24 protein-coding genes and 1 pseudogene are annotated in these 26,082 nt (G+C 43.7%); 21 read left to right on the forward strand and 4 right to left on the reverse strand.

Annotation, left to right across the window (positions count from 1 at the left end; all coding sequences use genetic code 11):
- Nucleotides 1-264: 264 nt before the first annotated feature.
- Nucleotides 265-810, reverse strand: coding sequence for a TetR/AcrR family transcriptional regulator (locus tag NYE35_RS16495; RefSeq protein ID WP_076296637.1), 546 nt, complete (start codon nucleotides 808-810; stop codon nucleotides 265-267).
- 201 nt (nucleotides 811-1,011) lie between these two features.
- On the opposite strand from NYE35_RS16495, the gene NYE35_RS16500 reads away from it, so the two are divergent.
- The 3 genes from NYE35_RS16500 (at nucleotide 1,012) to NYE35_RS16510 (ending at nucleotide 3,098) form a co-directional block, all read left to right on the forward strand.
- Nucleotides 1,012-1,995: an aldo/keto reductase gene (locus NYE35_RS16500; protein ID WP_341121678.1), complete on the forward strand. Its 984-nt coding sequence runs from the start codon at nucleotides 1,012-1,014 to the stop codon at nucleotides 1,993-1,995.
- Between the two features lie 103 nt (nucleotides 1,996-2,098).
- A complete protein-coding gene (locus tag NYE35_RS16505) occupies nucleotides 2,099-2,686 on the forward strand; it encodes an NAD(P)H-binding protein (protein ID WP_076296636.1) in 588 nt (195 codons plus the stop codon).
- A 49-nt stretch (nucleotides 2,687-2,735) separates the two neighbouring features.
- Entirely contained in the window at nucleotides 2,736-3,098 is a 363-nt protein-coding gene (locus NYE35_RS16510; RefSeq protein WP_076296635.1) for a cyclophilin-like fold protein, read from the forward strand.
- A 100-nt stretch (nucleotides 3,099-3,198) separates the two neighbouring features.
- Here NYE35_RS16510 and NYE35_RS16515 read toward each other — a convergent pair whose 3' ends face one another.
- Nucleotides 3,199-3,747: a TetR/AcrR family transcriptional regulator gene (locus NYE35_RS16515; RefSeq protein ID WP_341121680.1), complete on the reverse strand. Its 549-nt coding sequence runs from the start codon at nucleotides 3,745-3,747 to the stop codon at nucleotides 3,199-3,201.
- Nucleotides 3,748-4,018: 271 nt separating this feature from the next.
- On the opposite strand from NYE35_RS16515, the gene NYE35_RS16520 reads away from it, so the two are divergent.
- The 5 genes and pseudogenes from NYE35_RS16520 to NYE35_RS16535 all read left to right on the forward strand — a co-directional run bounded on the left by NYE35_RS16520 (nucleotide 4,019) and on the right by NYE35_RS16535 (nucleotide 8,232).
- Complete coding sequence (locus tag NYE35_RS16520) at nucleotides 4,019-5,077, forward strand: NAD(P)-dependent alcohol dehydrogenase (protein ID WP_076106613.1); 1,059 nt, start codon at nucleotides 4,019-4,021, stop codon at nucleotides 5,075-5,077.
- A 205-nt stretch (nucleotides 5,078-5,282) separates the two neighbouring features.
- Nucleotides 5,283-6,041: a carboxymuconolactone decarboxylase family protein gene (locus NYE35_RS16525; protein WP_076099156.1), complete on the forward strand. Its 759-nt coding sequence runs from the start codon at nucleotides 5,283-5,285 to the stop codon at nucleotides 6,039-6,041.
- Nucleotides 6,042-6,075: 34 nt separating this feature from the next.
- On the forward strand, nucleotides 6,076-6,912 hold the full coding sequence (locus NYE35_RS16530; protein ID WP_076106615.1) for an SDR family oxidoreductase: 837 nt from the start codon (nucleotides 6,076-6,078) through the stop codon (nucleotides 6,910-6,912).
- A 15-nt stretch (nucleotides 6,913-6,927) separates the two neighbouring features.
- Nucleotides 6,928-7,158, forward strand: a pseudogene (locus NYE35_RS31435) (cupin domain-containing protein); the annotation flags it as partial.
- A 93-nt stretch (nucleotides 7,159-7,251) separates the two neighbouring features.
- Nucleotides 7,252-8,232 carry an aldo/keto reductase gene (locus tag NYE35_RS16535; protein ID WP_076106617.1) on the forward strand — a complete coding sequence of 327 codons (981 nt, stop codon included), beginning with the start codon at nucleotides 7,252-7,254 and terminating at the stop codon, nucleotides 8,230-8,232.
- A 244-nt stretch (nucleotides 8,233-8,476) separates the two neighbouring features.
- Here the strand turns inward: NYE35_RS16535 and NYE35_RS16540 are convergent, their stop codons facing one another.
- Entirely contained in the window at nucleotides 8,477-9,127 is a 651-nt protein-coding gene (locus NYE35_RS16540) for a helix-turn-helix transcriptional regulator (protein WP_076106619.1), read from the reverse strand.
- Nucleotides 9,128-9,293: 166 nt separating this feature from the next.
- On the opposite strand from NYE35_RS16540, the gene NYE35_RS16545 reads away from it, so the two are divergent.
- The 9 genes from NYE35_RS16545 (at nucleotide 9,294) to NYE35_RS16585 (ending at nucleotide 21,526) form a co-directional block, all read left to right on the forward strand.
- Nucleotides 9,294-10,697 carry an MFS transporter gene (locus tag NYE35_RS16545; protein ID WP_341121683.1) on the forward strand — a complete coding sequence of 468 codons (1,404 nt, stop codon included), beginning with the start codon at nucleotides 9,294-9,296 and terminating at the stop codon, nucleotides 10,695-10,697.
- Between the two features lie 21 nt (nucleotides 10,698-10,718).
- Nucleotides 10,719-11,075, forward strand: coding sequence for a HesB/IscA family protein (locus tag NYE35_RS16550; protein WP_341122473.1), 357 nt, complete (start codon nucleotides 10,719-10,721; stop codon nucleotides 11,073-11,075).
- 23 nt (nucleotides 11,076-11,098) lie between these two features.
- On the forward strand, nucleotides 11,099-11,383 hold the full coding sequence (locus NYE35_RS16555) for a hypothetical protein (protein WP_076141255.1): 285 nt from the start codon (nucleotides 11,099-11,101) through the stop codon (nucleotides 11,381-11,383).
- A gap of 144 nt (nucleotides 11,384-11,527) precedes the next feature.
- A complete protein-coding gene (locus NYE35_RS16560; protein WP_076133122.1) occupies nucleotides 11,528-12,334 on the forward strand; it encodes a helix-turn-helix domain-containing protein in 807 nt (268 codons plus the stop codon).
- Nucleotides 12,335-12,542: 208 nt separating this feature from the next.
- Complete coding sequence (locus tag NYE35_RS16565; protein ID WP_341121685.1) at nucleotides 12,543-13,853, forward strand: NtaA/DmoA family FMN-dependent monooxygenase; 1,311 nt, start codon at nucleotides 12,543-12,545, stop codon at nucleotides 13,851-13,853.
- 25 nt (nucleotides 13,854-13,878) lie between these two features.
- Nucleotides 13,879-14,928, forward strand: a complete 1,050-nt coding sequence (locus NYE35_RS16570; RefSeq protein ID WP_076106628.1) for an NAD(P)/FAD-dependent oxidoreductase — start codon at nucleotides 13,879-13,881, stop codon at nucleotides 14,926-14,928.
- Between the two features lie 25 nt (nucleotides 14,929-14,953).
- Nucleotides 14,954-15,901, forward strand: a complete 948-nt coding sequence (locus NYE35_RS16575; RefSeq protein ID WP_076273199.1) for an ABC transporter substrate-binding protein — start codon at nucleotides 14,954-14,956, stop codon at nucleotides 15,899-15,901.
- A gap of 133 nt (nucleotides 15,902-16,034) precedes the next feature.
- The gene (locus NYE35_RS16580) at nucleotides 16,035-17,954 is read left to right on the forward strand and encodes an AraC family transcriptional regulator (RefSeq protein ID WP_076296634.1); all 1,920 of its coding nucleotides are present in this window, start codon (nucleotides 16,035-16,037) and stop codon (nucleotides 17,952-17,954) included.
- 275 nt (nucleotides 17,955-18,229) lie between these two features.
- Nucleotides 18,230-21,526, forward strand: a complete 3,297-nt coding sequence (locus tag NYE35_RS16585) for a chitinase N-terminal domain-containing protein (protein ID WP_076273201.1) — start codon at nucleotides 18,230-18,232, stop codon at nucleotides 21,524-21,526.
- Between the two features lie 136 nt (nucleotides 21,527-21,662).
- Here the strand turns inward: NYE35_RS16585 and NYE35_RS16590 are convergent, their stop codons facing one another.
- Nucleotides 21,663-22,367, reverse strand: a complete 705-nt coding sequence (locus NYE35_RS16590; protein ID WP_076223676.1) for a hypothetical protein — start codon at nucleotides 22,365-22,367, stop codon at nucleotides 21,663-21,665.
- Between the two features lie 239 nt (nucleotides 22,368-22,606).
- Between NYE35_RS16590 and nikB the strand changes: the two genes are divergently transcribed.
- Genes nikB through NYE35_RS16610 form a run of 4 tightly spaced genes read left to right on the forward strand, consistent with a single transcriptional unit; the run spans nucleotide 22,607 to nucleotide 26,082 of the window.
- Nucleotides 22,607-23,545, forward strand: a complete 939-nt coding sequence (nikB, locus tag NYE35_RS16595; RefSeq protein ID WP_254924484.1) for a nickel ABC transporter permease — start codon at nucleotides 22,607-22,609, stop codon at nucleotides 23,543-23,545.
- Nucleotides 23,546-23,577: 32 nt separating this feature from the next.
- Nucleotides 23,578-24,414, forward strand: a complete 837-nt coding sequence (gene nikC / locus NYE35_RS16600) for a nickel transporter permease (RefSeq protein ID WP_370511314.1) — start codon at nucleotides 23,578-23,580, stop codon at nucleotides 24,412-24,414.
- Nucleotides 24,411-25,196, forward strand: a complete 786-nt coding sequence (locus tag NYE35_RS16605) for an ABC transporter ATP-binding protein (RefSeq protein ID WP_076273204.1) — start codon at nucleotides 24,411-24,413, stop codon at nucleotides 25,194-25,196. Before nikC ends, NYE35_RS16605 begins: the two co-directional genes overlap by 4 nt.
- A 37-nt stretch (nucleotides 25,197-25,233) precedes the next feature.
- Nucleotides 25,234-26,082, forward strand: a complete 849-nt coding sequence (locus NYE35_RS16610; RefSeq protein WP_076273205.1) for an ATP-binding cassette domain-containing protein — start codon at nucleotides 25,234-25,236, stop codon at nucleotides 26,080-26,082.

Consider the following 26,082-nt stretch of genomic DNA (forward strand, 5'->3'; position numbering starts at 1 on the left):
TCCGAATAATAGGAACCTATTCAAGTTGCTCCAATTGCATCGTTTATATCTGAATATGATTTTTCAGGAAAAACCATCGTACCTTTTATTACTCATGTGGATATGGACCTGGACAGAGCTTTGAAATGATCAGAGAGCTTGTCCCGGAGGCAAAACGTCTTAGAAGGCTTTGATATAGAGTGTAATGAAGTGACAACTGCACAAGAAGCTGTATCTGAATGGCTACGTGAAATTGGGATAATTCATCCTTGTTTAAGATACTGACTATACAATCCTCTCTATCAATACTCCCACTTGTTTGGCCATTTCACGAGGTGGATAAGGCATTTCATTCTTAAACCACCATTCCACTACCTCTACATAAGCCGCTGCAATAAATCGAAGAATTACCTCTTCATTGAACCCCTCATTTTTCCCTTCTTCTATAGTCACTTCATCCTTTAAACCTTCCATGACAAATTCAAGGAATCTATTACGAAAAGAGAGGGCGCCTTGACTGGCTAACATCGTCGAGAAGAATAAATAATTGCTTTCTAGGTATTCAAACCAAATCAAACCTCCATCTATAAAATCCATTTCAACTGATGCATTACGCAGTTCTTCTAGTTCATTAATATGTTCTTCAATAAGCTTATCCAGCAGATCAAATTTATCTAGATAATGAAGGTAAATCGTTCTACGACTTACGTTTGCTTTGTCGGAAATATCCTGTATCGTAATCTGATTAAAGTTTTTTTCGGAAATAAGTTCAATAACCGCTTGTTTTATCGCTTCTTTAGATTTAAGTATTCTTCTATCTACTTTAGGCATATGAGGATCACTGCTTTCTATAAATATTAGCTATTTTGAATCAATCTGTGAACTAATGCACAAATATCGGTCAATTAGTAATTGTAGACCTTTAATATCTATATATAATAATACACAGATGTAACCTAACAGAGCAACTTTCAAGTTAATTTATACGGTACATCTAAAAAATATAACGAAATGAAAGTGAGGAACTATAGAATGGAATATGTAAAACTTGGAAATACAGGTTTGGATGTATCACGAATTTGTCTTGGAGGGATGAGTTTTGGTATAGGAGAACGAGGCGATTTTCCGTGGGCACTTAATGAAGAACGCAGTCGTCCTATGATTAGAAAAGCACTTGATGTAGGAATCAATTTTTTTGATACTGCGAACGTCTACTCGGGCGGAACGAGTGAAGAAATCATTGGACGGCTCCTAAAGGAGTATGGCAACCGGGATGAAATCGTCCTAGCATCTAAAGTTTTTTACCCAACGAGTGAAGGTCCAAATGGTAGTGGGCTTTCCCGCAAAGCTATTATGAGTGAAATTGATAAAACACTTAAGCGTCTAGGAACCGATTATGTCGATCTCTATTATACCCACCGTTGGGATTACAATACGCCTATAGAAGAGACTATGGAAGCTTTGCATGATGTCGTGAAGGCAGGTAAGGCTAGATATATTGGCGCTTCCACGATGTATGCTTGGCAGTTCTTAAAAGCACAACATGCTGCTGACCGTAATGGTTGGACCAAGTTTGTAGCTATGCAGGATCATTACAATCTCTTATACCGAGAAGAGGAGAGAGAGATGATGCCACTATGTAAGGAAGATAAAATCGCAGTAATGCCTTGGAGTCCGCTGGCTGCTGGAAGATTGGCAAGACCTTGGGGGGAAACGGACGAGCGTGCCAAAGTTGATGCAATCGCAACAGCGATATATTCCTCAACAGCTGATTCAGATCTACTAGTCGTTGAACATGTAGCCGAAGTTGCTGCAACAAGGGGGGTACCGATGTCACAAATCGCACTTGCTTGGTTGCTTCACAAGGAGCCCGTTACATCTACAATTGTTGGAACAACTGAAATCTCTCATATTGAAGACGCAGTAGCTGCACTTTCGATTAAGTTGACACCTGAAGAAATGGACTTATTGGAAGAATCTTATGTGCCACATCCAGTTCTGGGTATGACGTTCTAATCTAAGTTCGGGTATAAACGAGTCCTCAAAAGTAATGTTCGATACAGATTTGTTATTGATATGTCAAAGCTTTAACTTTTAAAGATGAAAGGGAGTATTAATTATGACCAAAGTATTGATTCTTGGAGCAAACGGAGGAATTGCTGGTTATGCTATCGATTTATTCCTCAAAGAAACGGATGCTGAGTTAACGCTTTTCCTACGGAATGCTGGCAACCTAAGAAAACTTGATCCGTATCGCACTCGTGTCTTTGAAGGCGATGTTATGGATATGGAAACATTAGAAAAAGCAATGGCAGGCCAAGACGTTGTCTATGCCAATCTAGCGGGCAACTTGGAAAAGATGGCTAAGAACATTGTAGAAGCTATGAATGCGAGCGGCGTGAAACGCCTTATTTTCATCAATTCTATGGGCATTTATGATGAAGTTCCAGGGGAGAAATATGGTAGCATTTTAAACCCATATCGAAAGTCAGCTCAAGTCATTGAGGCTTCAAATCTTGACTATACGATATTGCGATCCGCATGGTTTACCAATAAGAATGAAATCAACTATGAAACAACTCAGAAAGGCGAATTGTTTAAGGGGTCGGAAGTATCACGTAAGAGTGTTGCTGATTTAATTGTTAAATTAGCTGTAACGCCGGGATTGGAAGTCCGTAGTAGCTTGGGTGTGAATAAGCCTGAGTAAGTTTAGAATACGATGGGCTTCTGAATTCATCAGGAGAGTGGAGAGAGCAATGGGGAAGTCAATAAAATTAACTTTAGATGGAAAAGAATATACAGCAACATTAAACAGTAACCGTACAGTAGAAGATATACTAAATATGTTACCAATGGAATTAACCCTGCAACGATATGCAGGTCACGAATACTACAGTTCACTTCCTAACAAGCCATCAATTCAGGGAGTTCCTATGACTTCAGATGCACATGCAGGTGGCATATACTACTATGATGGCTGGAGTGCTTTTACAGTGCTTTTTGATGACGCACATATTGCTCCTTATGAGGTCGTGCATATCGGAGATGTAAATGAGGATGTCATCCTACCGTTATCCGTAGCGGGTGCTACTGTAAAGGCTAAAGTTGAGATAAACTAGTGAAAAATAAAATATTAAATATACTGTACGAAATCCGCGCCCAGCGCGGATTTTCTGTTTTATGGGTACAATCTTTGATTAAGCCAAGAACTTGCACCTATTACTCACAAATTCTATCCAACAAGGCCCCTAACTGTTCTGCTAATACTTGATGAGTTATAGGCCTTTTGTTCGTAAACCACCATTCAACTACGCCCACATACGAGGAAGCCACAAATCGTACGACAAGATCTTTATTTAGCCCTTCGTTTTTCCCCTTTGTGTTATCTACTTCATCTTTGAACTCTTCAATCAAAAATTCAAGGAACCGGTTGCGAAAGAAAGGCGCTCCTTTACTCGCTAACATCATGGAGAAAAAATCGTAATTACTTTCGAAGTATTCCGTCCAAATCAGAGACCCAGTTACAAAATCCAAATCAGCTGCCGCTTCGCATCTCTCCTGAAGCTCATTAATATGGTTTTCAATAAGTTTATCCAACAAATCGTATTTATCCATGTAGTGGAGGTAAATCGTCCCACGGCTGACATTTGCTTGATCCGAAAGATCTTGAATGGTTATATCATCAAAATTTTTCTCAGCCATTAGTTTAATTACTGCTGTTTTTAATGCTTCCTGGGTTTTAAGAATTCTTCTATCGACCTTAGTCATTTTGCCCACCGAACTTTCTTTATCATCATAAATATAGAGAAAATACATTTTTGTACTTGTTTTTAATTATTAACAAATGTTTATTATTTTTTCAATATAAATCAGTAAATAATAAACAAATTCAATCATTCTATTTATTAATGCACAAATCACTTGAAATTGACAATAGACCTCAAATGCAAATCAATTATAATAATAGACATAAGTTCATTAAGATAATTATGAACATTAATTATGGAATTCATCTTTTATTAGAAAGGATTGTTGTAATATGTGTAACAATCATAACAACATTACTACTCGAGTACTATGTGTTCCAGCGGCAAAGACACCATTTGAACTAACAACCATAGAACGTAGAGATTTAAGGCCAGATGATGTTTTAATAGATATTAAATATTGTGGTATCTGCCATTCTGATATTCACAATGCTCATGATGATTTTGGCAGCGGAGTTTTCCCGATGGTTCCGGGTCATGAGATTGCAGGTGTTGTTACTGCTGTAGGTAGTAGTGTGACAAAATTCACTGCTGGCGATCGTGTTGGCGTAGGCTGCTTTGTTGACTCGTGCGGGGAATGTGACTTCTGTCTCAGAGGAGAAGAGCAGTTTTGTAAGAAAGGTGTCGTCGTCGTATTTAATTCTATAGATTACGACGGAAATCTAACATATGGTGGATATAGTCAGAAAATCGTTGTGAAAGATAAGTTTGTTGTACGTATTCCGGATGCCTTAGAACTGGATGTGGCAAGCCCACTGTTGTGTGCAGGCATTACCACTTACTCGCCTCTTAGACATTGGAACGCTGGACCAGGTAAGAAGGTTGCGATTGTGGGAATGGGAGGACTTGGTCATCTGGCAGTTCAGTTTGCCCATATGATGGGCACTGAAGTAACTGTCCTAAGTCATAATTTGAACAAAAAAGAAGAAGCCTTTGCATTTGGTGCAAATCACTATTATCGAACGAATGATCCCGCCACATTTACTGAGTTGGCAGGTCAATTTGATCTAATTTTAAACACAGTTTCTGCGAATATAGATGTCGATGCCTTTCTATCCATACTTAATGTGGACGGAGCATTAGTTAATTTGGGTCTGCCAAACAAACCAGATCAATACAATGTTTTTTCCTTATTTGCTGGGCGTCGGAGCATAACTGCATCAAACGTTGGTGGTATCAAAGAAACTCAAGAGATGCTCGACTTTTCGGCTGAGCACGGAATCGCTCCAATGATCGAAGTCATTCGTGCGGACCAAGTTGACGAGGCATATGAACATGTCCTTCGTGGTGATGTACGATATCGGTTTGTAATCGATATGTCTACATTGTAATTGTTTATTCTGATGAAGTATGGGTCAATCAAAGGATTGACTCATCTTTAGTTTATCTGTAACTTCCATACCGTTATTGGGGTAGATAAGTCGACTATGAAATAACCGAAAAGGATAAACTTTTAATAGGAATCGAGATCTCACGGAAAAGTATCTACAGAAAGCGATAAACCAGCTTTTATTAAATTAAGAGGAGGTTTGAATCATGAGAATAACGGAGGCAGCAAATAAGTACCATGAAAGAATGTTCCCAGGCTATGAATCTAAATTATTAACAACGGATCCAGATTTTATTGAACGGTTCGATAACTTTGCCTTTGATGAAGTGGTAAATCAGGACGATTTGGATGATCGTACTCGTATGATGGCCATTCTCTCTGTTTTAATTGGCTGTCAAGGGATTGACGAGTTTAAAGCCATGCTTCCAGCAGCACTAAACTTTGGTGTTACTCCTGTGGAAGCGAAGGAAATTGTCTATCAGTCAGTGCCTTACCTTGGCATTGGAAGGGTATTTCCCTTTCTGCATGCGGTAAATGATATTTTGACTGCCGGAGGTGTGGAACTACCTTTACCTAGTCAGGCAACTACAACCACAGAGAATCGTTTAGAAGCAGGAATTCAAGCACAAGTAGAAATTTTTGGAGAAAGCATGGAACAATTCTGGAAATCCGGTCCGGAAGAGAGTCGACACATTAATCATTGGCTTGCTGCTAACTGCTTTGGCGATTACTATACCCGAAAAGGACTCGACTACAAACAAAGAGAGATGATTACATTCTGCTTTCTCTTTGCCCAGGGTGGGTGTGAACCTCAGTTAACCAGCCATGCGGCCGCCAATATCAGGCTTGGAAATGATAAGTCATTCCTGATCAAAATTATATCTCAATGCCTACCTTTCATAGGTTACCCGCGCAGTCTGAATGCTCTACGATGTGTGAATGAAGCAGCAGCGAAATCTAATTAAAAAAGAACGAAATAAAATTTTGGAGGAATTAATTATGAGTACATGGCTTATTACTGGTGTTAGTAGTGGCTTTGGTTATGAGATGACAAAACAGCTTCTTGAGAAGGGTGACAAGGTTATCGGAACTGCCCGTAACAAAAACAAGGTCGCCGAATTCATCGAGAATTATCCCGATACCTTCACTTGCGAGACACTGGATGTAACCGATGTTCCTGCTATTCATAAACTTGTTGACGGCTCTTTTGAGAAGTTTGGACATATCGACGTTATCGTAAGCAATGCAGGTTATGGCCTTTTCGGTGCAGCCGAGGAACTCTCAGACGCCGAGATTGATCATATCATCGCGACTAACCTAACTGGATCCATCCAGCTAATTCGGTCATCTCTGCCGCATCTGCGTGTTCAGGGTGGCGGGCGAATTATTCAGATCTCCTCCTATGGTGGGCAGGTTGCCTTTCCAGGTAATTCAATGTACCATGCCACCAAATTTGGTATTGAGGGATTTTGCGAATCGGTCGCTCAAGAGGTTGCACCGTTTAACATTGGTATTACATTGGTTGAGCCAGGAGGCGCCCGTACCGAGTTTCGATATGGCAGTGCACAGGTAGCGAACCTGATGCCAGAATACGATGAAAATCCGGCGCACAGCTTCTTGAATATGCTCGACCCTTCCAATGGACTAGCTCCCGGTGATCCAGTGCGTATGGTTTCCCGAATCATTGAGAGCGTTGATCAAGAACCTGCGCCAATGAGAATGGTACTCGGTTCTCAAGCACTGGCAAACACCGTTTCGACCTTGAAAGCCCGTATTGCTGACTACGAGACGCAGACTGAACTGGCCGCTTCAACTGACTTTTCTGCGGGAGAATAAGAGGATAACAGTACCATTTTTCCGTTAGGGGAAAAAGTTAAAGCAAACTTTACGGGTGATGCTTATTTGCAAATGGTGTTTACAGATCCTACTCCACTTAATACTGCAATTGGAAATGTAACCTTTGCTCCAGGTGCTCGCAATAATTGGCACGCTCATCACGTTGGACAAGTTCTGTTAATTACTGGCGGCAACGGGTGGTATCAAGAAGAAGGAAAATCTGCCCAATTACTTAAAACAGGTGACTCCAGGGGAAACAGAATGGTTTGAAGCTGTCGATGATGAATGGTTTGAACAACTGTAGAAATTAATCTATATAAATAGAAGGAGGTTTACATTGTGGAATATATTAAATTTGGAAATACAGGTATGGATGTCTCTCGGATTTGCCTAGGCTGTATGAGCTTTGGAGATGTGCAGCCAGAAGGGCATCAATGGGTGCTTAATGAGGAGAACAGCCGTCCTATTATAAAAAGAGCGCTGGACCTCGGCATCAACTTTTTTGATACAGCGAATATCTATGCAAGTGGAACCAGTGAAGAGATTATAGGACGAGCTCTAAAGGATTATGCAAATCGGGATGAAATTGTCCTCGCAACAAAGGTTTGGGGGCGCATGCATCAAGGTCCAAACGGTGCTGGGCTTTCCCGAAAAGCTATAATGAGCGAGATAGATAAAAGTCTAAAGAGACTAGGGACCGATTATGTAGATCTCTATATCACCCATCGTTGGGATTACAACACGCCAATTGAAGAAACCATGGAAGCTATGCATGATGTGGTGAAGTCTGGAAAGGCCAGATATATCGGTGCTTCTGCTATGTATGCATGGCAATTTCAAAAAGCAATACATGTGGCTGAGAAAAATGGATGGACTCGTTTTGTATCCATGCAAAATCACCTGAATCTCATCTACCGCGAAGAGGAAAGGGAGATGATGCCACTTTGTAAGGACCAAAAAATTGCGGTGACTCCCTATAGTCCATTAGCATCTGGAAGACTGATTCGCGACTGGTCGGAAACCACGCAACGATCCGAAACAGATCTAATTCAAAAAGCAAAATATGATTCTACTATTGATGCAGATCGATTGATCATTGAGCGAGTGGCGTCAATTGCAGAGAAGCGCGGTGTACCCCGTATTCATATTGCGCTTGCATGGCTGCTGCAAAAAGAATCTGTAGCTGCTCCTATTGTAGGTGCTACGAAAATTTCTCAACTCGAAGATTCAGTAGAAGCTCTATCTGTGAAATTAACCTCTGAAGAAATTTCATCACTAGAAGAACTATATGTTCCGCATTCTATAGTGGGAGCTCAGTGAACCTATTTTTTCTGAATAAGGGATATCGTAGTTAAATTGAGGAAGAAATGAAATGGAATATGTAACATTAAATAACGGGGTAAAGTTAAACTATAACAACCCACAGCCAAGATCATTTTTATTATAAATCTTGGCTGTGGGTTGTTATCTATTTGTAATGAATATTATGATAATGGTTCATATCGCTAGTCATTGGATGCTCATGTGTGACATGGCAGGCGTTTGGAAAGTGCCACAGCAATTGTCAGATTCTAACCGTATATACACAGTTTCTTCCTCCCGCTAATATGTACTCCCCCCGTTCAATATGAACATTATTACCTAGAACAGTTTTAAATAGATGTAACTCATTTTTGCATAACCCGGTACATACAGCAGCAGCTTCACAGATCGGGCAATGTTTCTCAATGAATAAAAGACTGCCATCATCCTGCTCCTTAACCTCGGCCATATAGCCTTCATTTGTTCGAATCTCGGCCAGTTTCTCCAGCTTCCCTCTAACGTCTGCTGTATCACCAAGTTGCTGAAGATATTGTTCTTGCATATTTTTATTTCGAACAGCCAGCAGCTTGTCCAGCCCCTCGTTTCCGAAAGCTTCTTTCATGGAATGGATCAGACTGACGGATAAATCCGAATATCCGCTTGGAAAAAACCGATCGGCCGCGGGGGTTAAGATCCATAGCTTGGTGGGCCGCCCCATGGGACGGGCCTCTTCTTTATTAGTAACCAGCCCTTCTTCTTTCAGCGCATTCAAATGTTGACGAATAGCCATTCCAGATAGCGAAAACTGCGAGGAGAGTGCCATAACATCCATTCCCCCTTGCTGCTTTAACAGATCAATGATCGCTCTTCGGGTCTTGGTTGAGACATCCTTTTTGGTTTGATTTCGGCTCAAGGTGCACCTCCTTTTGAAGCAACTAAATCTACATCACAGACTACATTTTAAACAAAAATGTTGACAAAGTCAAAGCTGAACTGTAGCTTAGACATTATAAACAAAATTGTTTACTAAGTGTCCGGATACGATGTATACATACCAATTTTCTTGGAGGTCACATTTCATGTCGTCTAATCATCAAAGTATTTTCAGCCCACGTTATTTTGCACTATCCATAGGTATTATTCTGTCAGTGATGGCCGTTGGATTCGAAGGTCTGTCAGTAACCACCATTGCCCCTTCAATTGCTGGAGATTTGAACGGCCTTAGCCTGTTTGGCTGGATATTCAGTACTTATCTGCTTGCGCAGATTATCGGAACTCTGGTCGTCGGTCGAATCATAGATAGAAGAGGACCTGCAGTACCGTTCACTATCGCACTACTTTTGTTTATCGTTGGGTTGATCGCTGCCGCAACATCAGGCGATATGTATACCATGATAGGATCACGGGCCATGCAGGGTTTGGGTGCCGGAGCTATGATGACTTGTGTGTACACAGCAATATCCTTAAGCTACCCGGATGAATTACGCGCCAAAATACTAGGAGCATTTGGTACGGCCTATGTTCTTCCGTCCATGCTCGGTCCATACGTTGCAGGTCTTATCGCAGATCAGTGGTCCTGGCGGTTTGTTTTCTGGGGAATATTACCGATCCTGATAATTTCAGCGCTGCTTAGTTTACCTGCGTTCACGAAATTAAAAACACCGAAGACACAAGGGGATATCGGAGCTTCATCGACTTGGATGGCTTTACTGTTAACGATGGGTACAGGGATTTTCTTGGTTGGTCTAAGCATGCTTCCGAGTATTATGGGATTTGTTTTAGTCCTTATCGGCTTAGTACTGATGATATTTCCGCTCCGCAAACTGCTGCCGAAGGGAACTCTTACGCTTCGAAGAGGCATGCCAGCTATTCTGGCAACACGTGGGCTGTTCTTCGCTGCCTATACCAGCACACAGAATTTCTTGGTATTGGCTCTAATCGATGTGAAGGGAATAACGCCTTCTCAGGCCGGATTGATTGTAGCGAGTGCTGCGTTGAGTTGGTGCGTCATAGCGTATCTGCAAGGACGGTGGGATTCGGCAGATCAGGGGCGTGGACGGCATACGCGAATTATTCTGGGTGTATTGCTGCTTGCCATAGGGATTACTATCGTATTTTGGATACCCGTGGTGACCGTTACCGTTGCAGTTTTTGGACAGATCATCGCTGGAATCGGCATTGGATTGGCGCATCCGATTAGCGGTGTTGTGGCGTTTTCTCAGACAAGAGAAGGAGGTGTCGGCAACACCTCGGCAAATCTGCAATTTGCGGATTCTTTTACACCCGGTGTAGTTATCGGGATCGGCGGTTCCATTCTTGTGGTTTGTCAGGCTGGCGGAATGTCACTCCAATCCGGATTAATTGTAGCAATGGGTTTCCATCTCTTGTTGATTGTAATGAGTTTATTTGCGAGCACTCGGATCTCACCAGTAGCTAAACAGATAGGAACGGGTATCCAATCTTTAGGTTTGAAAAACAAATAAACGAAGGAGGAGTTCACAATGATCATCGAGATCAGTGATAAGGCATCAGAAAAAATCGCCGAAATCTTATTAAGTGCGAATATCCTAAATCCATTCCTTAGAGTGGGTGTTGATGAAGGGGGATGCAGTGGATTATCCTATACCCTAGTCTTAGATGAACAGCAGGCAGAAGAGGATATTGTATTAAATAAAAAGGATTTTAGTATATTGGTTCACCTGAATAGTATTCCTTATATTGACGGTCTTGAAATTGACTATGAAGAGAGTGGAATGGTAGGCGGATTCACTATGAATAACCCTAATGCAAAAGCTTCATGTGGATGCGGAGCCAGTTTCAGAATGGCCAATTATCGTGGCGAAATAAAAAAATGTGATTGAACCGCAGAAAGGAGAGAAGAGGAATGATATCATTTGCAGTATCCGAAAAAGCATTGGATTCATTTAAGAATGAATGGGGTTTGGAAGAGGACCAATATGTAAGAATTTATGCAAAATATGCCGGTGGAGGCTCAGATGCCTTCACTGTTGGAATTAATGCAAGTGCTACACCGATCGATCCCGCATGGGTTCAATCCATTGGCGGATTTCATTTCTTTGTTGAAAAAACTGATGTTTGGATTTTACAGGATGAACTTCTTCAAATTGATTGTAATGAAAACGGCATATTTTCAACCAAAATCTCCTGAGCATCTTCTTGGGTACAATGTACATTTGAATATCTACTACACTTCTAGCAATTTCGCACACTATTGTCTATACTGTTTTAAATAAATATCAGAATTGGATCTGATTTTAAAAGAAGCATGGTGCTAGGAAGCAGGTGCAGAACATTGATAAATTTGGACAAATTAGCAAAGGCATTTACTAAAGGTGTCTATGAAATAGAAAATAGAAGCCGCTTAGTCATCCAGCCCAAAAGCTTATTAAGTGAATTCACCACCGTTAAGCATGGATTTCTATTTATCATTCGCGGGGGAGCCAGAATACGTGTGAATGGAACGGTATATGAATTACGGGCAGGCTCAGTTTTTCATGCTGCTCCGGGCATGCAGATGGATTCGCAGGTTATAGGACAATCTGAGCTCGAGTATTACTCACTTTTTTATAAATTGGATATGCCGGAAGAAAAAAATAGTATTTACGAATTTGACTCTCATTTCAAGCTGGAGCCGGGGGCGAATCTAAAAATTATTGAATTACTAATTATGCTCCATCAGAATACCCATCCATCCGGTGAGATTGGGAAGCTGCGTATCAAGGAGTTGTTCTTAAGCCTGATGCACCAGGTTCTGATTGCGTGCAGTTACAGAGAGAACGATAGTTCTCCGAATCAAAGGATGGTAGACGAAGCCCTTGCGTATATTAAACTTCATTATATGAATTCACTTACACTCGGTGAGTTAGCGGAACAGCATGCAATGAGTGCCAACCGCTTCTCTTACCTCTTTCATAAATATACGGGACTACGACCAATCGACTATGTCGTTAATTATCGTTTGGAACGGGCCTGTGAATTACTCAAAGCAGGTAATTTTCCTATCCGTGAGATTGCTGACCGTGTTGGTTATGACAATCCACTATATTTCAGCCGATTATTCAAAAAGAAATTCGGTGTTTCTCCCTCTGCCTATAAATAATGTACATAATGAGCTTCTTGTACTTGAATTACGTCTGCAGCTACTGGTGATAAGCCAGAAGTGCAGACTTTTTTTATTTAGATTAAATAATGATGCATGCTGGATTTGAGATTTGTACATTTGAATTTATTTAATTTTTTGATAAACTCACCTTTGTAACTGAGAATCATTATCAGTAAATTGATTTATAAATGAAAGGCTGGTAGATATGACAGAAAAAAGACCAAGACAATTATGTATTGGCCTGTCCTTAAATGCAACCTGGATGAAAGGAGACGGCTGGCGGCACCCGGATAGCGGAGTAGAGAAGATGGAGACTATTGATTACTATATTGATTTGGCAAAAATGGCTGAGAATTCAAAGCTCGATTTTCTTTTCAGGGCTGATTATCTGTATGTTAGCCCGCAGATGATAGGAGACTCCTCAAATTTCGGCAGCCCCGACCCTGCATTGTTTTTTGCAGCGATAGCTCGTGAAACCGAGCGGATCGGACTGGTAACGACGATTTCCACTACTTTTAATCCGCCGTATGTTGTTGCAAGGCAATTGCAGTCCTTACACTGGCTGAGCAATGGACGCGCCGGCTGGAATATTGTCACTTCGATTGAAGGTGCCGATAATTTCAGCGATTCACCTATGCCGTCACCGGAAGAAAGATATGCCAAGGCTATGGAATTCACGGATGTTGTACGCAAGCTTTGGAAGAGTTTTCCGAATGAAGCGATTGTTATCGACCGTCAGTCAGGTATGTTTTCGGATAAGGATAAAGTGACTGCTATTAATCATTCCGGGGAATTTTTCAGTGTAAAAGGGCCGCTTACTTTGCCTGCTCACAAATCAGGAACACCGCCGCTATTTCAAGCTGGTGCTTCAGACATTGGACGGAATTTCGCCTCATCTGTAGCTGATGCTATTTTTGCGGCAATGCCGGATATCGAATCGGGAGTGGAACTAAGGAATGATCTGAGAAGAAGAGCGGCTGAGCAGGGCCGTGATCCGGATGCTATCAAAGTTTTGCCGGGCTTATATTTTTTCCTGGCCGATACGCGCGAAGAAGCACTTGAATTACATAAGGCTGCACATGCGAATTTAAGCCTTGAACGCAGACATGCTTCGCTCAAATCGGTGATGGGTCTTGATTTAAGCGGTTATCCCTTAGATAAGCGAGTAACTGACGATATATTACCCGATTCCAGTCAGGCCGTCCGCAGCCGGACTCATGCCGAATTGTTACGGCGGTATATTATCAAAAACCAGCCTACAGTGAAAGAAATCTTGGACAGGCCGGAGGTTGTCGGATCTGCACATTGGGTATCTGTCGGGACAGTAGAGGATGTGCTGAACGATATTATTGAACGGTTTGATGCGGAGGCTATGGATGGCTTCATCGCCTTGCCAGGCGGCTCGGAACAATCTATGGAGTTGTTTTTTGAGAAGTTGGTACCGGAGCTGGTTGAAAGAGGTTTATTCCGGAGTGAATATACTGGAAGCACTTTCCGTGAGCATTTAGGGATTTAAAAAAGAGAAATGAGGCGATTGAACGATGCATGAAGAGGAATTGTTTGATGTTACGATTATTGGCGGCGGTCCGGCTGGATTATTTGCTGCATTTTATAGCGGACTCCGTGAAATGAAAACCAAAATTATAGAATTCCAACCTGTGCTTGGCGGTAAGGTGCATGTCTATCCGGAAAAGATGATCTGGGACGTAGGAGGCTTACAGCCTATTCTTGGCTCACAACTTATAGAACAAATGGTTGCTCAAGGGATGACTTTCCAACCGGAGGTTGCCTTTAATGAAAAGGTCACATCCATCTCGCAAGATGAAGCAGGTTACTTTATTTTACACACCGCCGCAAACCGGAAGCATTTCACTAAAACTGTGATATTGGCCATTGGAGGAGGCATTCTGAAGCCGGTCAAGCTCGAAATCGAGGGTGCCGAAAGATTCGAAATCACAAATTTGCATTATACGGTGAAGTCACTTGCCCGATTTAAAGAGAAGACTATCCTAATATCGGGAGGCGGCCATTCTGCTGTTGACTGGGCGAATGAACTGGCTCCGATTGCCAAAAAGGTGTTTCTGACGTACCGGAAAGAGAACTTAAAGGGGCATGAAGCCGATATTTCACGCTTGGCAAACAATGGCGTAGAGTGCTTGTTAAATACTTCAATCGAAAAGTTGATTGCCACACCGGATCACGAAAGAATAGGGACTGTACTGCTGAAAAGTAATGACAACGGAGAGGCATTTGAGCTGTCTGTCGATGAGGTCATCATTAATCACGGTTATGAGCGCGACAAAGAACTGCTGGTGAACAGTGAAATTAAAATGGATCTGTGGGAACACCAGATTTCAGGATCAGTAACGAGCGGGACATCCGTGCCGGGTATTTATGCGGCAGGTGATGTTCTACATCATGATGGGAAACTGCACCTGATCGCGGGGGCATTCCAGGATGCTGCCAATGCGGTAAACCAAGCCAAACAATACATCACACCGGAGGCAAATTCGTCCGGGATGGTGTCTTCACATAATGACCTGTTCACGCAGAAAAACCGTGATTTAATGAAGCATTTATACAGACAGTAATGATAACAACTCAAGGGGGAGCCAAATGAAAAGACTATATGGATGGATTGCATCCTTAATTATACTTGCAGGATTACTGGCTGGATGTTCCGAAACTTCAGTCACGCCTACACCGGAAGCCGGCAAGATCGATGAAGCGGGATGGCCTAGAACAATTGCGGATGCCAGCGACAATGGAGTGGTGCTTAAGACACGTCCTGAGCGTATAGCGGTTTTGCATCCCTTGTATTTAGATTACTTTTTTGCTCTAGATACTCCTCCAATCGCATCAACCAATGCAGCGGAAGCGATGAAGGATTTTGCTACTTTACAGCCTTATGCTGGAACTGCTGAAATTATTGATTTGGGCAGCAGCAATGCGAACCTGGAAATGATCATGGATGCAAAGCCAGATGTGATTGTAACCTTCAAGGGTTCTGTTGATAGCAATTATGAAGAGTTGAATAAGATTGCACCAGTCATCTTAATTGACTACACCGATACCTGGGAAAAAACGGCGATGCTGTGTGCTCAGATTGTTGGTAAAGAGACATTAGCGGAACAAGCCATTAAGGAAACCCAAGAAATGATTGCAAAAACAAAAGAACAGTTAAGTAGTCTTGAGAATAAAACATTTGCTTTACTACGGGTCGACGGAAAAGCCAATTTTAATGCTCAAGGCTCTAAAAACACGATGTACTACAATCAAACTGTAGGCTTTGGGTTGTTGCCACCAAAGGGATATCCTGAAGAGGGAGGGGCACTTTCTCTGGAGGGAATATACAGCATGAATCCAGATTTTATTATTATCCAGCATGATATGGATATCGCAAAGGCAGCCATCAAGGACAAGGAAACTTCGAACGTGTGGAACTCACTGGAAGCAGTGAAAAACAATCATGTACTTATCTTTGATAACTCACTCAATAGCGCAAGTATCCTGGCTGTCCGTTTGGCTGCAGATCATTTTCTGCAATTGGCGTCTGAACAATAAAATTATATTACAAAATCCGATTGCACCTTTTAGGGCAATCGGATTTTTGTTATTAAGTTAAATATCTTGACTGTTATTGATAATGGTTATCATTTATGATGAGTATTAGACAGATAACGGAGGGGTAGTCATTATGCACAAAAGCAATCAAATATTGCTTTGGGACCAAGCGACGGTCAAGTTATTGGATGTGCGCCGTATTGAAAGGATTCGGGGCGAAATTCTTCATAAATATAAGATTCCTGCCAGTATATTTTTACTTTCGGTACAAGGGAGCGCTCAAGTTCAATTAGATCAGTCTGAATTTTCTTTTACAGGATTTCAAGTCCTGCATAGCGGGAAAGGAGCGACCCTTAATATTGTTCCGACAAGCAAGAATTTTGTTTACTATATCATTTATTACCGTGCATGGATGCAAGAGGAGGATCTGTTCCAAACACAATATTGTTTTTCCCCAGATGCACCCATTTTACTTTATAACAAAATGCAATTGATGTATCAAAAATGGAACGAGCAAGAAGAGAGACTCAATGTAAAATCACTTTTTTATCAATTCATTCATCAGGTTTTAAAAGAATTACATAGAAAAGAGACTGAAGTGAAACAAACAAGTGTTGCAGTCCAGGTAATCACCTATATCCAGGAGTACTATGCGGAGCCAATTACATTAGATTCGCTTGCGGAAGTATTTAATTTCAGTGCTTATCATTTGTCATCCTTGTTTAAAGAGCACACAGGTATGAGTCCGATTGATTACTTAATTCGGTTTCGGCTTGAACTTGCAACGGAGCTTTTAATGACAACAGATGCTTCGGTCGGGGAAATATCAGCAAGTGTTGGTTATAAAGACGTATATTATTTCAGCCGAATTTTCAAGAAAAGAAAAGGTGTATCCCCTGCACATTTTAGAACAAGAGAGTTTCAGCGGCCTAAAGTTGCTGAAAGTCCATTAAACTTCCCCACATCCTCTATTTTTGAACCCATCGTTCAACAGTATATTAATAATGATAATCATTATCATAATACGGAAAAAGGGGAATTACCTATGTTTAAAATGACAAAATCTCAGACGACGGCAGCTTTACTGCTTTGCAGTTCTCTATTATTAGGTGCTTGCTCAAGCGGGACGGGTACTGCTACGAAGGAACAAAGTAATGGGAATGGAACCGTAAATCAAGCAACATCAGAAGAAAGTACGAACACTCGAATAGTATCAACGCCTAAGGGAGATGTGGAACTACCAGCAGAGCCGAAAAGAGTGGCGGCTGACCAATATATGGGGCATTTATTGAAATTAGGAATTATACCCATCGGAGCAAGAACGTTTATGCTGGATGAAGGGTGGATGGAAAAAGCGGACATACCCAAAGAAACGATCGAGAAAATTGAGGATTTAGGGGATTTTCCTTTAAATTTGGAAAAATTAACGATGCTAGATCCGGACTTAATTATCGGTTCGATCGATGAGAACATAGAACAATATGAGAAAATTGGGACCACTGTTTTTCTGCCTTATTGGGAGGGGTTAAAAACAGCAGGGCCGCTTGATAAATTTAGGAGTGTAAGCAAAATATTCGGAAAAGAAAAAGAAGCAGAAGAATGGATTACGGAATATGAACTGAAAGTAGCTGAAGCAAAGTCGAAACTTGCCGGGGTTATCAAGGAAGGGGAAACCGTTTCGATTGTTCAGTTTTCACAAAAGGCCGTGTACGTCTTAGCGGCAAAGGGAGGAAATTATGGTTCTTCCACTATATACAATATGCTGAAGCTACCTCCAACAGAAAGTGCCAAAAATATGGCGGAGGGGTTTGAATCCATTTCACTTGAAGTGCTTCCAGAATACTTAGGTGATTATGTTTTTGTATATAATGGCGATGCGGATGCAACCAATAAAGCAATGGAAAGTAACATATGGAAAGGCATCCCTGCAGTGAAAAATGGCAAAGTTTATTTGTATGGCGATAATTATCATGATGAATTCGTAATGGAGGACCCTTTTTCATTAGAGCTTCAGCTTGATACGATTGTGAATTTGTTACTTGGTTATCAGTAACTTAGGAGAGAGCGAAACGGAGCATTTATCCGTTTCGCTTTTTTTTGTACTAATATCCCGATAGCCCAATCCTTCATCATGAGCCTCAGCAACTGTGACTTTTTTCATAATACCCTTTCTATATTCGACCCGTTTTATAGGCCAAAAGTATAATTTTTACAGCAGTTTACATAAATCTATCTTTTTTTTAATTGTTTTGAGATAGGATAGTAGATGTCAAGCAGGTGGGTATTTATGGTAATTACTCACCGGACTATTTCTTGAGGAGGAAGGGTATGAAGGAGAAGAATTCAGTTTGGAAAAAGAGGCTGATGAACAGCACTCTAGCTGTGGCGGTGGCCGTACCACTTCAGCTGTTCACGTTCGGAGCCGGTTCGGCGGTATTCGCAGAAGGACCAAACGATCCTGCACCGTACATTGAGGCCAAAGTGGTCAATGAGCATGCAGGCCAGAAGATCCTGTTTGACAATACCCATGAGCAGACTGCGGGAGCAGCCGATTGGGTGATTGACGGCGCTTTTTCAGACTTTGGGAATGCCCTTGCCCAGGAAGGCTATTATGTCAAAGAACTCCGCAAGACGACTCCAATTACTTTGAGTGATCTTTCCGATTATGATGTCTACATCGTCGCCGAATCCAACGTGCCCTACAAAGCAAGCGAGCAGCTTGCGATGGCGGAATATGTGGAGGATGGCGGCAGTATCTTCTTCATCGGCGACCATTATAATGCCGACCGCAACAAAAATCGCTGGGATGGTTCTGAAGCTTTCAACGGCTACCGCCGTGGAGCGTGGGACAATCCAGCCAAAGGCATGAATGCCGATGAGGTCGCTTCTGCAGCCATGCAGGGTGTGGTTAGCTCTGACTGGCTGGCGGACGAGTTCGGTGTCCGTTTCCGCTACAATGCGCTTGGCGACATTAACACAACCAACATCGTGGCTCCCGATCAAGCCTTCGGCATTACAACGGGCGTATCGGCGGTAGCTATGCATGCCGGTTCCACGCTGGCCATTCTAGACCCAGCCCGTGCGAAAGGTATCGTCTACCTGCCGCAAACCAATGCTGTCTGGGCCAATGCCGTAGACCAGGGGGTCTATAACGGCGGCGGTGTGGCAGAAGGTCCTTATGTGGCAGTTGCGAAAAAAGGCTCCGGCAAGGCAGCCTTCATCGGTGACTCATCTCCTGTAGAAGATGCAACACCGAAATACCTGCGCGAAGATACCGGTGCCAAGAAAACAACTTACGATGGCTTCAAGGAAGTGGACGATGCCAAACTGCTGGTTAACACCGTCAACTGGCTCGCTGAGCAGGAGAGTTATACGGATTTCACCCAGGTGAATGGCCTGATGCTAGATCAGCCGACAGCACTGCTGCCATTCGAGGAGCCAGCGCTGTCCACTGAGCCGCAACCGGAGCCTTGGGCTCAACCAAATGCTGGCTACAAATGGTATGATCGCAGCACCTTCAAAGCAGGCTCCTACGGCGGACCAGCAGCCACTGCAAGTGCGGTTTATAACTTCACGCACCAGGCTGTGCTGCCAAATGCACAGAATTTTCAGATTCGGGTGAGTGCAGATAATCTTCCAGCAGGCACAAGCGTTTCCGGCTTCCAGGTAGGTGTCTACCAGGTAAGCAGCGGCGCCCAAATCGCCAAGATTCAGAACAGCGACGGCACCTGGCCAAGCAGCTACGGCTATAGCTCCTCATTCAATCTGACGGCTGATCTGAACGGTCATGCCTACAAGGACCTGACGATCCAGATCAAGCCGGGCACCACAGCTGCATCCAATCTGCGCCTCCGTCAGAACAGTACAAACCTCAAGACTGAATCGGTGACGCTGGGCAATGTTCCTGCTGAACCGCTTCCGGCTGAGGAAGATCCCATACCGGCTGCAATCTCTATCGGCGATTCCCGGGCTAAGGCAGCCGGATCACTGGTAACGGTGGAGGGGACCGTGACGACCGAGCCGGGTATCTTTGGCGGACAGTCCTTCTATCTCCAAGATGGAACCGGTGGGGTTTATGTCTTCCAGAGTCAGAGCGGCTTCCACGTGGGCGATAAGGTCAAGGTAACAGCGTCCACCGCACTGTACAACACAGAGCTGGAGCTGACCGAAGCAGTACAAATTGCGAAGACGGGCACGGCGGCACTGCCGCAGCCGATTGCGGCGAACATGGTGAATGATGCCAACCAAGGCCAATTGGTTCAACTGAACGGTGTGACAGTGGCGAACATTATCAACGCTACGCCAAGCGGCTCCTTTGAATTCGACGCAGTCAACGCCGACGGGACAAGCAATCATGTGCGCGTGGATGCCCGGACAGGCATTACTAAGGATATCTTCCCTTATACTGAGGGACAAAAACTTAATATCACAGGTGTTGCCGCAATTTTTAAAGGCATCTACCAGCTCAAGCCGAGAAGCCTCGATGACTTCGCCGCAGCAGAAGAAGAGGGGGCTCCGGTGACAACGGCGACGCTGTCTGCCGAGCCTAATGCTTCCGGCTGGTTTAACCAGCCGGTCACCGTTACCCTGAAGGCGAATACAGATACAGCTAATGTTTATTACTCGCTTAACGGCAACAAGGAAGCTGAGTACAGTACACCTGTGGACCTGAAGGAAGACGGGCGGCATACATTGACATACCATGCTGTGCCGGGAAAAGGCAAATCGGAAGATCCCAAGACGTTGAACCTCAATATTGATACGGCTCCACCGGTTGCCGAACTGAAGGAATCCGGCCATGAGGTGAGAGATGTAGAAGAAGGAGCGCAGCTTTACTTTGAATTGACTGCTGACGATGTATTGTCAGGTGTCACCTCGAAACAGCTTCTATTAGATGGGAAAACGATTGCCGAGGGCCAGACCCTGAGCGCCGCCGATTTAGGCGCCGGCTCCCACACCGTGAAATACACCGTGCAGGATGCGGCCAGCAATACGACTGAAAAGAGCTATACTTTCCAGGTTATTGGCGGCCAGGTGATTGCGACTGGTAAGCCAGGACAGGCTGATCTTTCCTCCAACAGCAGCTATGCTAATGGACTTAGTGATGGTAACTATACGGTCACCATGAACCTATGGTGGGGTAATAACGGCACGAGCTACAAACTCTATGAGAACGGCACACTGATTGATTCTAAGACACTGAAGGATGTATCGCCGGCTGCCCAGACGGCAAGCACAGAGCTTCATGGCAAGGTGAACGGCACTTATGTATACACTGCAGAGTTAACCAACAAATATGGCACGACCAAGATCGATTCGCTTACGGTCACCATAAGTGACTCTGCGCCGGGCAAGCCGATTCTGTCCGAAGATAACTGGGACGGAGATGGCACCTATAAGGTGTCGATGAATCTTTGGTGGGGAACTAACGCTACAGAGTACCGCCTATATGAGAACGGGGAGCTTATCGACTCACAGCCGCTGAATGCCCATACACCTTCGGCGCAAAGTGCAGCAACCACCATCAGCGGACGCACTGCCGGTGTGTACGAATATCGGGCGGAGCTGGTCAACGCGGCGGGAGTAACTGCCAGTGATACGATCAAGGTAACGGTCATCCGCTAAACTGAATGGCAGTAACAATAACAGTAAAAAACGAAGAGCGCCGGATTCCAGGCCGCTCTTCGTTTTTTACATTACCATTAGTTCATTGTGCCTCGCAAAAAGCTCTGGTTCGCACCAGGGCTGCAAATCATATGGATTATAGGCCGCTATCATCGGTAGTTTCGTAACCATAGTCGAAGGTCTCGATAGTACCATCATCATATTGAAGTGTGAGCTGGTCAATAATAATCGTATGTATTGTATTCTGATATGTAAAATCACTGAAAATAAATAAAGTATCATTGGGCTCAACCGGCCCCACATATTTAAGCGAAAAGCTGCTCTTGCCGTTCAGCTGATCATTGGAAGGATCGCCTACTGGATTAAACGTGCTGATGTGGGCTGTGTAATAATTGATCCTTTTACCGGTTAAGTTGTCAGCTTCCCAGGTCAGCTTAACAGCATCGGCAGAGTTCGTACTATACTTGAATTCTAATGGCGCACCAATCCCTTGCCCGGATGGGGTATCTGCTGCTGGCAGATCTTCAGCTTCATCACCGGCGGGTCCGGTATCATCGTCCGAAGGCATATCTTCCAAGACAACGGCTTCCGGGGAAGGTGAAGATTCAGTAGGATCTGATTCAGTAGGATCTGATTCAATAGAATTGGACCCAGTAGTGTTGGATTCAGCAGCAATAGCAGCTTTATCTGCGGTACTAGGTGGTATTTCTTCGATAACGGGATTACTTGCCACATTCTGCCCATTCAAGCGTGTTTCAACGCTAGGGGCCACGTAAATTCCTAAAAGAAAAGCTATCATGATGGATAAAACATAGATGAGGACTAAATTGAACCGATTCAAATACACACTTCCTTTATTGTTATTTTTAATATGAACCTACTTATAATGACATGATTATTAAGGATTTGACAATATTATTGCAAAAAAAAGTTGCGACTGTGCAGAGGCCAAATGTTTAAAGATCAACTCATTTAATATGGGTTGATTTTTTTATGTCCTACATGAAATAAATCAAATTAAGACTATTAATTTAAAAAGATTATGCTATAATCGTAATTATTACGATTAAGATCTTGGAGTTGAATGCCATCAATCGATACTTGTTGCAACGCTTATTGCAGCTCATCCCCGTGCTGCTCGGTATCTCTTGCATTACCTTTGCGCTGATGCACTTAACGCCAGGTGATCCAGCGGAGATCATGCTGCGTGCTGACGGCATTAAACCCACGCAGGAAGCTATTGAGGTGACCAGACATGCACTTGGTCTGGATGGTCCTGTACATAAGCAATATTTTCATTGGTTGAACCGGGTGTCCCATCTCGATTTAGGCCTATCTTACAGCAGCGGTCGTCCAGTATTCACAGAGCTAATGAGTCGCTTTCCGGCAACTATACTGCTCAGTGCCTGTTCCGTATTGTCCGCTATTCTTATTGCCTTGCCTATAGGAGTGGGATCTGCACTATATCCGGGTAAATTGCTTGATCGACTGGGAAGAGTATGTGCACTGCTCAGTGTTTCAATGCCGGGATACTGGCTAAGTCTGCTCCTAATTTATTATGGTGCGGTGAAGTTTAAGCTATTTCCTGTGATGGGAATGGATGGGGTATCCAGTGTCATTCTACCTGCCCTCACACTAGGATTTGGAATGGCAGGAGTCTACATCCGCTTGATTCGTTCCAGTCTTCTAGACGTTTTGGGCAAGCGGTACATCACAGCAGCTAGAGCTAAGGGGCTGCAGGAATGGAGAATAATCATTCGGCATGCACTTCGTAATGCGCTTCTTCCGAGTCTTACCCTCCTTGGAGTTAACATAGCGGGGCTATTGGGCGGTTCCGTTATTGTTGAAACTATATTTTCTTGGCCGGGAATCGGTAAGTATGCCATTGAGGCGATTTTTGCGAAAGACTATATTGTCATTCAGGGTTACGTATTATGGATGGCTGTTGTCGTTGTCCTGATTAACTTGACAGTGGATTTATTACATCTGCTGCTGGATCCGCGAATCAGGCTGCGGTGACGATTTAGAAGGAGCGGATTGTCATATTTCGTATTAGCTTAATTAAGAATGAGGGAGCAAGGTTAGGAGCGGGCATAGTACTTTTGTTCATATGCGTTGGACTCTTTGCCCCATGGCTTTCACCTTCCGATCCGCTGCAGATTCACATGGAACACAAACTGGCTATGCCTTCCTGGCAATACCCGCTCGGTACGGATCATCTGGGACGCTGTGTCTTATCCCGATTAATCTATGGGACCCGAACCTCCCTGAATTATTCGTTTATGGTGTTGATCGTTGTTTTTGCGATTAGCATCCCTGTTGGTTTACTGGCGGGTTACGCTGGCGGCAAGATCGATCATTTGATTATGCGGATCATAGATATATTGCTTGCCTTTCCCAGCTTAATCCTATCCCTTGCGATTACAGCCATGCTAGGTCCCAGTATGAAGAATCTGCTAATCGCATTTGCTGCTGTCTGGTGGACGGGGTATGCCAGAGTGATACGCAGCATGGTCCTTCAAATCAAGGAAAGTGAATATATTACAGCGGCCAAAGCGTCAGGCACTTCTCATTTACAAATTATTTTCAGGCATATTCTGCTGAACGCAGCCCGGCCTATTCTGGTTCTTGCTTCTATGGAAGTGGGTACGATTATGCTCTCCATTGCGGGTTTGTCCTTTCTGGGTTTGGGAGCTCAGCCGCCTACACCGGAATGGGGAGTAATGCTGAACGACAGCCGTGCCTATATTCAAACGGAGCCACGGTTGATGCTATTTCCGGGAATGATGATCATGCTGGCGGTTCTGGGCTTTAATCTGTTGGGAGATGGCTTGCGACAACCAGAGCGTGTTTTCGATTCTGCAGTGAAGTGGGGGGCCAGAACATGATGGCAGAGTCTCCACTGCTGAAGGTCAGTCATTTACGCACCTGCTTTCACACAGGCAGTTATAAAGTTACGGCAGTTGATGATGTCAGTATCGAGGTGAAATCCCGGCAGATTGTCGCACTTGTAGGTGAGAGCGGCAGCGGTAAAAGTGTTACGGCAATGTCCATATTAGGATTATTAGATTCTCCAGGCTTAGTTGAGAGTGGAGAAATCTGGCTTAAGGGTAACAATCTTCGTGAGTGCTCCAGCCGTCAGTTACGGAAACTTCGGGGAACAGAAATGGCCGTAATCTTTCAAGATCCTATGAACGCGCTGAATCCGGTACTTACTATTGGCAGGCAGATCACGGAGACGATTAAACTGCATAAGCGGGTGTCGGGAAAAGAAGCAAGATTACTTGCCATGAAGCAGATGGAGCAAGCAGGGCTCAGCGATCCTGATTTACTTTTCAATAAATATCCTTTTCAAATTAGCGGTGGTATGTGTCAAAGAGTAATGATTGCCATCGCACTGGTATCCGGTGCAAAATTATTAATTGCAGATGAGCCTACAACGGCATTGGATGTAACCATTCAAGCCCAGATTCTTAAAGAGCTGGACCGAATCAGATGGACGAACAATGTCGGCATCCTATTAATTACCCATGATCTAGGCGTTGTTGCGGAGCTTGCAGATTATGTATATGTGATGAAGTCCGGGAAGATCGTGGAATCAGGCAATGTGTTTGAACTCTTTTCTAATCCCGTGCATCCCTATACTAAATACTTAATGGAGTGCAGATAACAACGGTAATATTACATTTTTCAGGGACGTGGTGATCTTGAAGTTATTGGAAGCGGTAAGCCTGAACAAGAAATATGGGATGGAAAGGGGGTGGTTCACACGTAATGCCAGAAGTGTTCATGCCGTCAACAACCTGTCTCTCAGTCTGGAGAGCGGCGAAACCCTTGGATTAGTGGGGGAAAGTGGCTGTGGTAAGAGCACTTTGGCCAGACTTCTGCTGGGACTGGAGAAACCATCCTCCGGAAGAGTTATGTACCGGAACGAGGATTATACGGACTGGAGCTTCAGCGAAATGCGCATGATCCGCAGGAAGATGCAGATGGTGTTTCAGAACAGTCTGGCTTCATTTAATCCGTTGTTTACGGTAGAGCAGATTATCGGGGAGCCTCTTCGAAACTATGGAGAGAGGAAGGCTGGAGCCCGCAGGGCCACGGTAGCAGACACACTTGAGCTTGTGGGACTTGAACGGCGGCATATTCACCGCTATCCGCATGAACTCAGCGGCGGACAGCAGCAAAGGGTCGGAATTGCACGAGCGATCTCCTTGCGGCCGGAGCTGATTATCTGTGATGAACCTTTCTCGAGTCTCGATGTCACCCTGCGAAAGCAAATGATGGGTCTGCTGCAGGAGTTGAAGCATGAGCTGGGATTATCCTATGTATTCATTACACATGACTTGTCAGTTGTAAATCGTTTTTGCGACAGTGTGGCAGTGATGTGTCAAGGGGAAATAGTAGAGAAGCAATCAGGTGCAACTATGTTGCAGCAAGCAGACCACCCTTATACAAGAACATTACTCTCTTCGGTACCCGTGCAGGACCCCCGCTTAAGGAAGAAGAGACTGGGCACAGAGTGGCAACCCAGCCATTCCTATGATGTTAAGTAG

The sequence above is a fragment of the Paenibacillus sp. FSL L8-0494 genome, assembly GCF_038003695.1.
Taxonomy (GTDB): domain Bacteria; phylum Bacillota; class Bacilli; order Paenibacillales; family Paenibacillaceae; genus Paenibacillus_AQ; species Paenibacillus_AQ odorifer.